This window comes from Catenulispora sp. GAS73 (assembly GCF_041262085.1).
Lineage (GTDB): Bacteria > Actinomycetota > Actinomycetes > Streptomycetales > Catenulisporaceae > Catenulispora.
The window spans coordinates 148,633-161,842 of sequence record NZ_JBGCCM010000027.1 but is presented as its reverse complement, the minus strand read 5'-3'; the positions used below and the strand labels follow the sequence as shown (position 1 = coordinate 161,842).

Annotated in this window: 10 protein-coding genes; 2 read left to right on the top strand and 8 right to left on the bottom strand. The window is 71.2% G+C overall.

Annotated features, from left to right (window positions below; genetic code table 11):
• Positions 1-558: 558 nt before the first annotated feature.
• The 6 genes from pstB to ABH935_RS34615 form a co-directional block, all read right to left on the bottom strand.
• Complete coding sequence (gene pstB, locus ABH935_RS34640; protein ID WP_370382172.1) at positions 559-1,335, bottom strand: phosphate ABC transporter ATP-binding protein PstB; 777 nt, start codon at positions 1,333-1,335, stop codon at positions 559-561.
• A 12-nt stretch (positions 1,336-1,347) separates the two neighbouring features.
• A complete protein-coding gene (pstC, locus tag ABH935_RS34635) occupies positions 1,348-3,408 on the bottom strand; it encodes a phosphate ABC transporter permease subunit PstC (RefSeq protein ID WP_370382171.1) in 2,061 nt (686 codons plus the stop codon).
• Between the two features lie 214 nt (positions 3,409-3,622).
• The gene (pstS, locus tag ABH935_RS34630) at positions 3,623-4,810 is read right to left on the bottom strand and encodes a phosphate ABC transporter substrate-binding protein PstS (protein WP_370382170.1); all 1,188 of its coding nucleotides are present in this window, start codon (positions 4,808-4,810) and stop codon (positions 3,623-3,625) included.
• A 287-nt stretch (positions 4,811-5,097) separates the two neighbouring features.
• Positions 5,098-6,015, bottom strand: coding sequence for an NUDIX domain-containing protein (locus ABH935_RS34625; protein ID WP_370382169.1), 918 nt, complete (start codon positions 6,013-6,015; stop codon positions 5,098-5,100).
• Entirely contained in the window at positions 6,015-6,956 is a 942-nt protein-coding gene (locus ABH935_RS34620; protein ID WP_370382168.1) for a CHAD domain-containing protein, read from the bottom strand. Before ABH935_RS34620 ends, ABH935_RS34625 begins: the two co-directional genes overlap by 1 nt.
• Positions 6,957-7,229: 273 nt before the next feature.
• Positions 7,230-9,323, bottom strand: a complete 2,094-nt coding sequence (locus tag ABH935_RS34615; RefSeq protein ID WP_370382167.1) for an RNA degradosome polyphosphate kinase — start codon at positions 9,321-9,323, stop codon at positions 7,230-7,232.
• A 216-nt stretch (positions 9,324-9,539) separates the two neighbouring features.
• Here ABH935_RS34615 and ABH935_RS34610 point away from each other — a divergent pair, with 216 nt between their 5' ends.
• Both ABH935_RS34610 and ABH935_RS34605 read left to right on the top strand, forming a co-directional pair.
• The gene (locus tag ABH935_RS34610) at positions 9,540-10,244 is read left to right on the top strand and encodes a hypothetical protein (RefSeq protein ID WP_370382166.1); all 705 of its coding nucleotides are present in this window, start codon (positions 9,540-9,542) and stop codon (positions 10,242-10,244) included.
• Positions 10,234-10,941 carry a class F sortase gene (locus ABH935_RS34605; protein ID WP_370382165.1) on the top strand — a complete coding sequence of 236 codons (708 nt, stop codon included), beginning with the start codon at positions 10,234-10,236 and terminating at the stop codon, positions 10,939-10,941. The genes ABH935_RS34610 and ABH935_RS34605 overlap by 11 nt, the downstream gene beginning before the upstream one ends.
• Positions 10,942-11,428: 487 nt before the next feature.
• Here the strand turns inward: ABH935_RS34605 and mshD are convergent, their stop codons facing one another.
• Both mshD and ABH935_RS34595 read right to left on the bottom strand, forming a co-directional pair.
• Complete coding sequence (gene mshD / locus ABH935_RS34600) at positions 11,429-12,367, bottom strand: mycothiol synthase (protein WP_370382164.1); 939 nt, start codon at positions 12,365-12,367, stop codon at positions 11,429-11,431.
• A complete protein-coding gene (locus ABH935_RS34595; RefSeq protein WP_370382163.1) occupies positions 12,364-13,161 on the bottom strand; it encodes a response regulator transcription factor in 798 nt (265 codons plus the stop codon). Before ABH935_RS34595 ends, mshD begins: the two co-directional genes overlap by 4 nt.
• Positions 13,162-13,210 lie beyond the last annotated feature (49 nt).

Here is a 13,210-nt window from a genome sequence, read left to right as displayed (position 1 = left end):
GGAACCAGGACAACCCCGGGGAGCGTCGGTCAGGCGGTGGGTCAGGCCCACCCCGCACCATCACTGCCGACCATCATCACTGTCAGGCGACGACGTGACGGGGAACCCGGGACAAGGCGACCACAAGCAGCGACCGGCAGCCAACTACGCGGCCCCCCTCCCCGGAGCGAGTGCCGCTCGCCGCGCAGGCGCCGCCGGAGGCCCTGTCTTTGACTTTTGGCGCCCACCACGCCCGACGATTGCCGCCTACGCAACGCGTGCGCAGTGACTCGGACCGGTGCGCGGTCGTGGACACGAACACCGCCAGCCGCCAACGCCACGCCAGGCACGCCACCGAACTGCGCCCCCCAGCGGATCCTTCTTAAACCAGTGCGAAGCCGTAAAAAGCTCCTAAGACCCACCAACAAACCGTACCCACTACACCCCAGCCACCCACACCCACACCCACACCCACACATCAAGCAGGGGCGCCCAAAAAAGCCCGAAGGCCCCCAGCACATCCCTCGAATGCTGGGAGCCTCCGGCAAGACGGCCGAAGCCGCCAGCTCTAGCGGACCGTCATCCGAACCGGCCGGTGATGTAGTCCTCCGTGGCCTTCTCCGTCGGGTTGGCGAAGATCCGAGACGTGTCGTCGATCTCGATCAGCCGCCCCGGAGTCCCGGTCCCGCTGATGTTGAAGAACGCCGTCCGGTCCGAGACGCGCGCCGCCTGCTGCATGTTGTGGGTCACGATGACGATCGTGTACTCCGACTTCAGCTGCGAGATCAGGTCCTCGATCGCCGTGGTGGAGATCGGGTCCAGGGCGGAGCAGGGCTCGTCCATCAGCAGCACGTCCGGGCTGACCGCGATGGCGCGGGCGATGCACAGGCGCTGCTGCTGGCCGCCGGACAGGCCGGCGCCCGGCTTCTTCAGGCGGTTCTCGACTTCCTTCCAGAGGTTCGCGCCCTTCAGCGACTGCTCGACGATGTCGTCCAGTTCGCCGCGCTTCTTCACGCCCGCCAGGCGCAGGCCCGCGGCCACGTTCTCGTAGATGCTCATCGTCGGGAACGGGTTCGGGCGCTGGAAGACCATGCCGACGTGGCGGCGGACCGCCACCGGGTCCACCTGGGCGCCGTAGAGGTCCACGTCGTCCAGGGTGACCTTGCCCTCGACCCGCGCGCCCGGGATGACCTCGTGCATGCGGTTCAGGGTGCGCAGGAAGGTGGACTTGCCGCAGCCGGAGGGGCCGATGAAGGCCGTCACGGTGCGCGGTTCGATGGTCATCGAGATGTCCTCGATGGCGCGGGTCGGGCCGTAGTAGGCGTGCAGGCCCGCGACGTCAATGCGCTTCGCCATAATCGATCTCTCCTAGGCCCGGCCGGGCTTCTTCCACCAGGCGATGAGCCTGGCGATGATGTTCAGCAGCATGATGATGATGATCAGCAGCAGCGCGGCGGACCACGTGCGGTCGTTGGAGGCGTGCTCCGACGAGGTGTAGGTGTTGTAGATGACCGTCGGCAGCGTCGCCTGTCCCTGGACCCCGCTGAACGGGTTGGGGTTGATGTAGGCGACGTAGCTGACCACCAGCAGGATCGGGGCCGTCTCGCCCATCACGCGGGCCACACCCAGCATCACCCCGGTGACGATTCCCGGCAAGGCCGTGGGGATCACCACCCTGGTGATGGTGCGCCACTTCGGCACGCCCAGGGCGTAGGACGCCTCGCGCAGCGAGTCCGGCACCAGCTTCAGCATCTCCTCGCTGGAGCGGATCACCACCGGCAGCATCAGGATCATCAGCGCCAGCGCGCCGGCGAAGCCGTTCGCGTACTGGTGCAGCGTGATGATCCACAGCGACAGGATGAACAGGCCGGCCACGATCGAGGGCAGGCCCATCATCACGTCCACGAAGAACGTCACCGCCTTGGCCAGGACGCCCCGGCCGTACTCCACCAGGTACACCGCGACCAGGATGCCGATCGGCACCGCCATCAGCGTGGCCAGGCCCGCCTGCTCCAGGGTGCCCAGGATGGCGTGGTAGACGCCGCCGCCGGTCTGGGACTCGTCGATGTTGCGCAGCGAGTGGGTCAGGAAGTCGACGTTCAGCGCGTGCACACCGCGCGAGGTCACCAGCCACAGGATCGACAGCAGCGGCAGCACCGCGAGCACGAAGGTGGCCACCGTGGCCCCGCCGGCGATCCCGCTGCGCAGCCGGCGCACCGGTGAGGGCGAGACCAGCACGTCGCCGCCGATGGCGCCGTGCGCCGCCCGCCGTGGCCGGGCCCGGCCCGCCGCGTCGTCCGCGGCCACCTCGCCGGGCTCGTCCTTGGCCTCGAAGGCCCCGCGCCGGTCCGGCACGTCCGCGGCCTCGACGTTGGAGGCCGAGTCCATGCTCATCGAGCGGCCGGAGCGGCCGCGGAACACCGAGAACAGGCTCCAGCGCTCGTCCTCGGGGGTCCCGGCGCGCGCGGTGATCCGCCGGGCCAGCAGGTTCACCAGGAACGTCACCACGAACAGCACCAGACCGGAGGCGATCAGGGCGCCCTGGCCGACCTTGAACGCGCTGCCGAACTGCAGCGCGATGTTGGCGGCGATGGTGTTGCCGCCGGGCTGCAGCCACTTGGTGACGAAGTTGTAGCTGACCGACAGGACCATGGCGACCGCGATGGTCTCGCCGAGCGCGCGGCCGAAGCCCAGCACGATCGCCGAGCCCACGCCGCTGCGGCCGTAGGGCAGCACCGCGAGCTTGATCATCTCCCAGCGGGTGGCGCCCAGCGCGTAGGCGGCCTCCACCTGCTCGCGCGGGGTCTGCAGGAAGACCTCGCGGGAGATCGCGGCGATGATCGGCAGGATCATGATCGCCAGGATCACGCCGGCGGTGAACACCGAGCGGCCGAAGATGCCCGAGGAGAACATCGGGATCCAGCCCAGGACGTCGGAGACGAACTGGGAGGCGCCCTGCATGTGCGGCACCAGGAACAGGATGCCCCACAGGCCGTAGACGATCGACGGGACCGCGGCGAGCATGTCGATGATGAACCCGAGCACCTGCGCCATCCGGCGCGGCGCGTACTGGGTGATGAACAGGGACACGCCGACGGCCACCGGCGCCGCGATCACGATCGCGATCGCGGAGGTGACCAGGGTGCCCCAGGCCGCGGCGCCGATGCCGAACTTCGGCGGGGAGTCGTCCGGGGCCCACTGGCCGGTGTACGTCAGCACGTTGGCCTTGTTCACCGACAGCGCGTTCGTGGCGCGCCAGATCAGGAAGATCGCGATCGCCGCCATCAGCAGCAGCAGGAAGATCGCGGCTGCCCGGACCGTGCCGGAGAAGACGGCGTCGCCGCGGCGGGTGCCGGAGTTCAGGGAGTTCGCGTCGGAGCCGCCGCGGCGCGGCGTGGGCCGGGTGGCAGTCGGCGCTATGCCGCTCATTCGGGTCCTGCCTCGTCGCTCGGGCGCCCAACGGCTGGTGCTGGGCCCGGAAGATTTCTGTTCACTGCGGGTTTCGATTCCGTTAGACCAAAACGGACAAGCCAGGACGGCCTGGGTACGGCGTTCCGGCACCGACACGTCGGAGCCGATCGGTGGTCACCGACGGCTCCGACGTGTCGCATCGTTCAGCTCAGTCCTGCTGCGCCGAGCCGGTTCAGCTCAGGCCGCTGAAGACCGCGGCGACCGCGGTCTGCTGGTCCGAGGTCAGGGCCACGTAGCCCAGGCCCTCCAGCTGGGACTGCGCGCCGCTGCCGGCGGTGTAGGACAGGAAGTCCTTCAGCAGGGGCAGCTTGGCCGAGTCGTTGCCGGCCGAGCAGACGATCTCGTAGGTCACCAGGACGGCCGGGTACGCGTCGTCGGCCGAGTAGGTGTAGTCGAAGTTGAACAGGTAGTTCCCGCCGGTGGTGTCCACCTTCGCCTTGCCGATGAAGTTGGCGGCGTTGGCGGCGGTCAGCGGCACGAACTTGCCGGCGGCGTTGCCCACGTTGGCGGTCGGCAGGTTGTTGGAGGTGGCGTAGGAGACCTCGGCGTAGCCGATCGCGCCGGAGGTGCTCTTCACGGCCTGCGCGACGCCCTTGGAACCCTGCGCCGACTGCCCGCCGGTGGCCGGCCACTGCTTGTTCGCCGCGGTCGGGAAGTCGGTCGGGGCGGTCTTGTTCAGGTAGTTCGAGAAGTTGAACGAGGTGCCCGAGGCGTCGGACCGGTGGAAGGTCTGGATCGCCAGGTCCGGCAGCGTCACGCCGGCGTTGTCGGCGACGATCGCCGGGTCGTTCCACTTGGTGATCTTGCCGTTGAAGATCTTGGCCAGGTTCGACGCGGACAGGTTCAGCTTGGTCACGCCCGGGACGTTGTACATCACCGAGATGATGCCCGGGACGGTGCCCACGGACAGCGCCTTGCCACCGGTGCAGCGGGCGTCGGCCTGCGGCTGCTGGGTGGCGTTCAGCGGGTAGTCCGAGCCGGCGAAGTCGGCCTGCTTCTGGATGAACGCCGTCACGCCCGGGCCGGAGCCGGTGCCGTTGTAGCTGATGTTCGTGCTGTTGCCGCACTTGGTCTGGAAGTCCTTGATGAACTTCACGATCGCGGTGTTCTGGGCCGTGGACCCCTGGGCCGAGAGCGTGCCGTTGGCGCAGGTGATGGCACCGCCGCCGCCCGCCGCCGAGGAGGAGCCGGAGGTCGAGGTGCTGCCACCGGCGGCCGACGTGGTGGACGAGGAACCGCCCGTGCTCGACGACGAGGTGTTGTTGTCAGAACCACAGGCCGTCAGGCCGGCCATGGCGAGAGCCAGAACTCCGGCGCCGACCGCGGCACTGCGCCCATTGAAACCAGCGTGGATCTTCACCGGGAAGTCCCTTCGAATCATCGGAAGTCTTTGCATGCGCTGTCAACGACGAAGCTAGGCAGGCCAGGTGAATCGATGGACGGGTGAAGGTGAACGGGGGGTGAACGGTCCCAGGCGCTCGGGATCTGGATGCCCTGGCCAGGGCGGGTAAATGTGTCGACGCGTTCGGTTTCCGCAAACCTCACCCGAACGGCGGTGCACGATCCGGCGCTCATCTGCGGTCCATCGGCGGAAGACGACTGCCGGGGCTTGACAACACACGCTCGGTGACGATTTCGAGAAAAATCTCAAGCTTTGAGCCGGTCCACCGCGACCACCCCGCCCTCGCGGACGTGGAGCACCCACGCCTCGGCCGGCGCCAGAGCCCGGCGCCCGGAGTGCACCGCCTGTCCGAGCGGGCTCTCGGCGAGCAGTTCGGGCAGCACCGGCCGGTGCGTGCACCCGACGGTCGCGTGTCCCGACTTCAGGACCTGCCGCAGCCAGGCGCGTCCGGCGTCCGGGTCCGCGTCCTCGCCGAGCGCGGGTTCCAGGGCCAGGTCGGCGCGCGCGGACTCGGCGGTCGGCTGGAGCGTCGTGACGCACCGCGCGTACGGCGAGGCCGTCAGCGCCGCGTCCCCGTACGCCGCCAACACCGGGACCAGCGCCCGGGCCTGGATCCGGCCCTCGGGGGTCAGGGGACGCTCCTGCTCGGCGCCGTCCCAGCGTTTGCGGGGCACCGCCTCGGCATGCCGCAGCAGCATCACCGGCACGGTGTCCACCGGCGCCGCCGCGAACGCCCGCAGCAGGTCGCGGTCGGTCTGCCGGGTCAGCCGGGCCGGCGCGGCCGGCAGGTCCAGCCAGTCCAGCCGGTCCACCTCGGAGTTCGGCTCGAAGTCGGCGTCCACGGCGGCCTGCGCGGCCCAGTACTTGACCCGTTTCATGCGCGCCGGCCCGCCGAAGGAGACGTCGTAGACCTGCGTCGGCAGCCGCCGGCCGAGGACCACCGGGTACCCGGTCTCCTCGCGCACCTCGCGGACCGCCGCCTGCACGTAGCCCTCGCCGTGGTCGAGCTTGCCCTTCGGGAAGGACCAGTCGTCGTAGCGGGGGCGGTGGATCAGCGCCACCTCCGGCCCGGTGCGGCCGGGGCGCCACAGGACGCAGCCGGCGGCCCGGACCCGGATCGCGGGCGAGTCCTCGGCGGCGTCGTCGGCGTCGGCGGCGTTCATCAGTGTGCGGACCTCTCTTGTACCGCCAGCGGCGCGGTGCTCCGGGCCCGGAGCACGGCCAGGCGTTGTTCCTCGTGCAGTCTTCCCAGTACATAGCCGGTCGTGGCGGCGATGCGCGGCGTGTCGGCCGCCCGATGGACGCACGCCGCGGCCAGGACCGCGTCGCGCTGCTCGCCGAGCGCCTCGACGATCCGGCCCAGCCGGACCAGCAGGTCCGCAGCGTCGTCGCCGGCGATCATCGTACCGGCGGGCCGGCACAGCTCGGCGGTGTGCAGCGCGGCCTGGGCCGCGTCCTCGGCGGAGAGCCAGGCGGCGTCGCCGTCGGCGTCCTCGGAGGCCAGCGGCGCCGGCAGGTCCTCGATCCGGCGTACGAACTCCTCGTAGGCGTCCTCGGCCAGGCCCGGCAGCACCTGCCGGCAGGGCCGCTCGGCGGCCGGGGTGAGCGGGACGTCCCGGGCCAGCGTGGCCATCCGGTCGGCCAGCGCGTGGAAGGCCGGGCCGACCAGCGCCGCGGTGGCCATGCCGTGCGCCGAGGAGCGCTCCCGGTCCAGCATCCGGGTCAGCAGGGTCCGGGTGCGGGCCGCGCCGCCGTCGGGGTAGCGCCCCTCGGCGATCCACTGGTCCAGCGGGGCCAGCAGCCGCGGGCGCACCGCGTCGGCGTCCCGCTCGGCGCCGAGCACCACCGCGGTGCCGCGCAGCTCCCGGCCGAGCTCGTCGGCCCAGGCCGCGTCCACCAACTCCCGGCACGCCGCCAGCGCGGTGGCCACCCGCAGGCACGCGGCGCGCAGCCGCACCGCGGCCGGCTGCTGCACCGGCAGCGCGCTGTGGGTCAGGAATGCGCGCGACTGCTCGGCGAGGTACCCCCGCACCGCCAGTCCCGCCGGTCCGTCCGGCGTGGCCGCCCCGAATCCGGCCATCGCGCGCTGAGTCGCTGCATCCATGTGTCCGCCACTGCCCCCACGACGTGTGTCAGGCCTTTGCCTGACGGTTCGGTTCCGCCGTTGCCCGGATGGCGGCACTGTTCTTTGCTGCTGGTCCAACCTGTGCGATCCGCCCGACCCCGTGCACGACCTCACGCCCGGGCCCACGCCCGCCGTCACGCCCGAGCGCCTGCCCGAGCCCGAGCCCGAGCCCCTGCCCGAGCCCACCGCGCGGACCGCCCGGCGTCGTCGCCGGACGGCCCTGCTGTGCGCGTGATCCCGCCCCCTCCGCGCTCATCCGGCTCGCCGGCTCCACCAGTTGGCGCGTTCGGAGATCAGCGTGTTCTGCATGTCGGCCAGGGGCGAGCCGTCCTCGGCGTACTCGCTCCGGGTCCAGGTGCCGTCGCCGGCCAGGTCCCAGGCCGCGGTCTTGGGATCCATGGCCATGTCGAACAGCGCCGAGATGGCCCGCCGCTGCACCGGTTCGACCAGCCGGACCAGGGCCTCCACCCGGCGGTCGAGGTTGCGGTGCATCAGGTCCGCGCTGCCGATCCACACCTGGGCCTCTTCGTCGAGTCCGAAGACGAACGCCCGCGAGTGCTCCAGGAAGCGGCCCAGGACGCTGCGGACCCTGATGTTCTCGCTCATCCCCTCGACCCCCGGCCGCAGGGCACAGATGCCCCGCACCCAGATCTCCACCGGGACGCCGGCCTGCGAAGCCTCGTAGAGCGCGTCGATCAGGTCCTCGTCGACGATCGAGTTCACCTTGATCCGGATCCGCGAGGGCTGCCCGGCCTCGGCCCGCTCCCGCTGCTGCCCGATCAGCTCGATGAGCCCGCCCCGCAGCGCGTTCGGCGCGGTGAGCAGCCGGCCGAACTTGGTCGGATGGGCGAACCCGGACAGCCGGTTGAACAGGTCCGACAGGTCCGCGCCTATCTCGTTGTCGCAGGTCAGCAGGCCCAGGTCTTCGTACAACCGGGCGGTCTTGGGGTTGTAGTTGCCGGTGCCGACGTGCGAGTAGCGGCGCAGGACCGCGCCCTCGCGGCGCACCACCAGGGACAGCTTGCAGTGCGTCTTGAGGCCGATCAGGCCGTAGACCACGTGGCAGCCGGCCTGTTCCAGCTTGCGGGCCCAGGAGATGTTGGCGTGCTCGTCGAACCGGGCCTTGATCTCGACCAGCACCAGCACCTGCTTGCCGGCCTCGGCGGCGTCGATGAGCGCGTCCACGATCGGCGAGTCGCCGCTGGTGCGGTAGAGCGTCTGCTTGATCGCCAGGACGTCGGGGTCCTCGGCGGCCTGCTCCAGGAACGCCTGCACGCTGGTGGCGAAGGAGTCGTAGGGGTGGTGCAGCAGGATGTCGCGGCGCCGGATCGCGGCGAAGATGTCGGCCGGCTTGCCCGGGCCCTCGTCGGCCAGGTCCGGGTGGGTCTTGGTGACGAACGGCTTGAAGCGCAGCTCGCTGTACTCCCCGGACTTGCCGATGTCGGCGATCTGGTTCAGGCCGGTCAGGTCCAGCGGTGCGGAGATCTTGAAGACCTCGTCCTCGTTGATGTCCAGCTCGCGGATCAGCAGGTCCAGCACCTGCGGCCGGATGTTCTCGTCCACCTCCAGGCGCACCGGCGGCCCGAAGCGGCGCCGCATGAGCTCGCGCTCCAGCGCCTGCAGCAGGTTCTCGTCGGTGTCGGCCTCGACTTCCAGGTCCTCGTTGCGGGTGACCCGGAAGGCGTGGTGGTCCAGGATCTCCATGCCCGGGAACAGCAGCTCCAGGTGCGCGGCGATGACGTCCTCGACCGGCACGTAGCGGCCCGGCTTGGCCTCGACGAACCGGGGCAGCAGCGGCGGCACCTTGACCCGGGCGAAGTGCTCCTGCCCGGTGTCCGGGTCGCGCAGCGAGACCGCGAGGTTCAGCGACAGGCCCGAGATGTAAGGGAACGGATGCGCCGGGTCGACGGCCAGCGGGGTCAGCACCGGGAACAGCTGGTAGCGGAACAGCTGGAACAGCTTCTCCCGCTCCTCGGAGTCCAGCTCCGCCCAGCGGATGATGCTGATCCCGACCGCGGCCAGCTCCGGGCGCAGCCGGTGCTGGAACTCCGCGGCGTGCCGCGCCATCAGCTCGCCGGTCTCCTTCAGGATCCGGCGCAGCACCTCGCGCGGCGGCAGGCCGGAGGCCGAGGTGGTGGCCACACCGGTGGCCAGCCGCCGGCGCAGGCCGGCGACCCGGACCATGTAGAACTCGTCGAGGTTCGAGGCGAAGATCGCCAGGAAGCGGGCCCGTTCCAGCAACGGCACCTGCTCGGCGTCCTGGGCGAGTTCCAGGACTCGTTCGTTGAAGCGAAGCCAGGAGATCTCCCGGTCCAGGAAGCGGGTCTCGGGGGCCGGGCCGGTCATGATTCCGAGCTTGACACGCGGGTGTGAACGGCGGGTAGCGGGAGGGTGGATTCTCGGCGTCCGGGTGAACGCGTGCGCCATCCGGGCGAAAATGCGCTGCTCAACAGGTGAAACCCCTTCCGCGACGGTATCGATGGATCTGGAAGGTGTACCCCGCTGGGGTCCACCGTTCCCTGCTTTTGCCGCTTCGAACCCTGTACGGAGGAGGCCCCCGCGATGTTCGGGATGAAGACGCTGGTGGTGGGCGGCGGCGCCGTCGCGCTGTTGTGGATGATGAACAACCACGCGAGCGCCGGGAGCCTCGTGGACACCGTGCAGAACGGCGCGTCCACGGTGTCCAACGGCGTCCAGAGCGTGCAGAGCGGCGCGCAGACCGTGTCGAACGGGGTCTCGGCGGTCCAGAACGCGCTGAACGGCGTGAGCACCGGCACCAGCACCAGCTCCAGCAGCGGCGCCAGCGGGAGCGGCGGCCTGAGCGGCCCGGCCGTGGAGCTGAACCCGAGCGCGGCCCGACCCGGCCAGCAGGTCCTGATCACGGTCCCGACCTGTATCCAACCCGACTCCGGGACCGCGACGTCTTCGGTGTTCACCAACAACGGCTCGGTCTCGCTGACCCGCAACCCCAAGGGCGCGGGCCTGGCCGGCACGGCCACGATCGTCCCGAACGCGCAGAACGGCCAGTGGTCGGTGAACGTCACCTGCGGCACCGGCTCCAACAGCCTGAACGGCGTCACCAGCATCACGGTCTACGGCGGGACCAACGCCACTCCGACGAATCCGCCGAAGGCCGGCGGCGGCGGTTCGGTGATGAAGGGCGACCTCGGCATGACCGCCGGCGGCGTGGCCCTGGTGGTCGGCGGCGTCGGCTACGGCCTGTGGAGCATGCGCCGTCGCGGCGCCGACGGCACGCATGCCGGCTGACCCCTCGCCGGCGGCGGGCGAGAAGACGGGCCTGGACGGCGGCGGCGCCGATCCGGGCCCGTCTTCTCGCCCGCCGCGCGGTCGGCACAACGTGGTGAAGGTCGTGATCGCCGTGGCCGTGGTCGTGGCCGGCGCGAAGCTGCTGGGCAACGGCGTGACCGCGCTGTCCGGACCGCCGTCCCCGACCCAGGGCGCGCTGTTCGGCAGCTGGTCCGGCCCGGCGGCCGCACCGCTGGAGCGCTCGGTACCGCTGCGGGTGCAGGTCCCCTCGGTGGGCATCGACGCCCCGCTGATCCGGCTCGGTCTGGACCGCGACGGCGCGGTGGCGGTACCGCCGATGTCGGTGCCGACCGAGGCGGGCTGGTTCACCGGCGACCCGACCCCGGGGGAGCGCGGCGCGGCGGTGATCGTCGGCCACGTCGACACCGAGTACGGCCGCGCGGTGTTCTACCCGCTGGGGAACGTGCAGCCCGGCGCGCTGGTGATCGTGGACCGCGCGGACAAGAAGCACGCGCAGTTCCGCGTGACCTCGGTCGAGGTGGTCGACAAGGACCGGTTCCCGGCGCAGCGGGTGTACGGCAGCGACGACAACGGGACGCCGCAGCTGCGGATCATCACGTGCGGCGGGGCGTTCGACGGGAAGCACTACGCGGACAACCTTGTGGTGTACACGCAGTTGGTGGGGGTTACGGGCTGAGGCGGCTGGCGGCTCGCGGCGAGCGGCGGCCCGGCTGTGGCGGCCTGCGGCTCGCGGCATGTGGGGCGAGTGGCGGCCGGGCTGCGACGGCCTGCGGCACGCGGCACGCTGCGAGCGGCTGCCGGGCTGCGATGGCTGGCGGCTGGCGGCATGCGGCGAGTGGCGAGCGGCGGCCCGGCTGCGGCGGCTTGCGGCTCGCGGCATGCTGCGAGCGGTGGCCGGGCTGCGGCGGCTTGCGGCTTGCGGCGAGTGGCGGCCGGGCTGCGGCGGCTTGCGGTTCGTAGGCCGTGGCGCGCGGTGATTGGCGATCGGTCGGTCTGAGGCGGCTCGCGGCTCGCGGCTCGGGGCTTGCGGGCTGCGGCGAGCGCGGTAGTCGGGCGGGCCGAGGCGGTTCGCGGTGCTGTGGCGGCGTGCGCGAATCGGGGTCGCCGGCCCTGAGTCCCTGGTCCGGACTCAGGGCACGGGGTCTCCGAGGTCAGACTCGGTATCAGACTTGGTACATGATGTCCGCGCTGCGGCGCGTGAAGCCGAGCTTGGTGTAGACGGCGATCGCGGGCGCGTTGTCGGCCTCGACGTAGAGGATGACCGTTTTCAGGCCGCGGTCGTGCAGGTGGCGCAGCCCGACCTGGGTCAGCGTCCGGCCGAGGCCGCTGCCCTGCTCGTCCGGTTCCAGGCCCAGGACGTAGACCTCGCCGACCGGGCCGTCGCCGTCCTCGCCGTAGGCGCTGTGGTCGTGGACCTTGGTCCAGTGGAAGCCGGCCAGCTTCGTGCCGCGCCAGGCCAGGAAGAAGCCCTCCGGGTCGAACCAGGGCTGCGCCATCCGCACGCGCAGGTCCTCGACCGTCATCGAGCCCTGCTCGGGGTGGTGCGCGAAGGCCCGGGCGTTGACCTCGACCCAGGCTTCGTCGTCGACGCCGGGCCGGAACGTCGCGACGCGGATGCCGTCGGGCAGCGCCGGCGGCGGCACGTCGTCCAGGGGCCGGGCCATCACCCACAGCTCGCGGACCGGCTCCAGACCGCGCTTCGCGGCCAGCGCGGCCGCGGCGGGGAGCGCGCCGTGCGCCCACACGCGCACCGGCTTGTCGCCGCGCCGCACTTTCATGCGCAGGGCGTCCAGCAGGGCGCCGCCGACGCCTTGGCGCCGGGAGTCGGGCGCGACCACGACCTCCGCGGTCGGGCCCTCCTCAGGGTTCGACTTGTCGAGCACGGCGTAGCCGATCAGCTCCGAAGCCAGATCCGCGCTCGCCAGGCGGCGGGCCACGAAGTGCCAGGCGTCGGTCTCGCCGGGGTGCTCCAGGTGGAGCAGCACCTGCTCGGGGAGCGGTGCCACTCCGTCGGCCTGCTCGGCGGTCTCGGCGAGGGACCGGATGGTGGCGACGTCCGCCTCGTTCAGTCGGCGGACGACGCCGATGGAGATACCTGTCACCCCACCACGGTACGGGGTGCGATCAGCGCGTCGGAGGCTCGAACCTCGTCCGCGCCTTCTTCGGCGGTCTCGGTGCCGGCGCTGGAGCCGGCGGCCGCGGGGGTGGATCCGTTGCGCTTGTCGGGCATGACGAAGCGGTAACCGACGTTGCGCACCGTCCCGATCAGAGCCTCGTGTTCGACCCCGAGCTTGGCGCGCAGCCGGCGGACGTGAACGTCCACGGTGCGGGTGCCGCCGAAGTAGTCGTAGCCCCACACCTCCTGAAGCAGCTGTGCCCGCGTGAACACCCGGCCGGGGTGCTGCGCGAGGTACTTGATGAGCTCGAACTCCTTGAAGGTCAGGTCGAGCACCCGGCTCCGGACGCGGGCGGTGTACGTGCCCTCGTCGATGGACAGGTCGCCGCTCCTGATCTCCAGCGGGACGTCCTCGGCGACGGCCCCGGCCGCCAGCTTTCCGACCGCCAGCCGCAGCCGGGCCTCGACCTCGGCCGGGCCCGCCGAGTCCAGCAGCACGTCGTCGATGCCCCAGTCCGCGGTCACCGCCGCCAGCGCGCCCTCGGTGGTGATCAGCAACAGCGGGCAGTCCACCCCGGTGGTCCGCAGCAGCCGGCACAGCGAGCGCATCTGCGGCAGATCCCGGCGCGCGTCCACCAGGATCGCGTCGGCGGGCGGGGTGTCTAGAAGGGCGGATGCCTCCGCCGGCGCAACGCGAACGTTGTGCAGCAGCAGGCCGAGAGCCGGAAGCACCTCGGAGGAGGGGGTCAGTGAGTTGGTCAGCAACAGCAAACTGGACATCCGCGGATCGCTCCTCATTTGTCCGGGGGCGCCTCTTGTCACACCCGCC

Bases quoted from the DNA above. Each gene is read 5' to 3' on its own strand.
- pstC (WP_370382171.1), bottom strand. From the start codon at position 3,408: ATGAGCGGCATAGCGCCGACTGCCACCCGGCCCACGCCGCGCCGCGGC.
- pstB (WP_370382172.1), bottom strand. From the start codon at position 1,335: ATGGCGAAGCGCATTGACGTCGCGGGCCTGCACGCCTACTACGGCCCG.
- ABH935_RS34625 (WP_370382169.1), bottom strand. From the start codon at position 6,015: ATGAACGCCGCCGACGCCGACGACGCCGCCGAGGACTCGCCCGCGATC.
- ABH935_RS34615 (WP_370382167.1), bottom strand. From the start codon at position 9,323: ATGACCGGCCCGGCCCCCGAGACCCGCTTCCTGGACCGGGAGATCTCC.
- ABH935_RS34610 (WP_370382166.1), top strand. From the start codon at position 9,540: ATGTTCGGGATGAAGACGCTGGTGGTGGGCGGCGGCGCCGTCGCGCTG.
- ABH935_RS34595 (WP_370382163.1), bottom strand. From the start codon at position 13,161: ATGTCCAGTTTGCTGTTGCTGACCAACTCACTGACCCCCTCCTCCGAG.
- ABH935_RS34620 (WP_370382168.1), bottom strand. From the start codon at position 6,956: ATGGATGCAGCGACTCAGCGCGCGATGGCCGGATTCGGGGCGGCCACG.
- ABH935_RS34605 (WP_370382165.1), top strand. From the start codon at position 10,234: ATGCCGGCTGACCCCTCGCCGGCGGCGGGCGAGAAGACGGGCCTGGAC.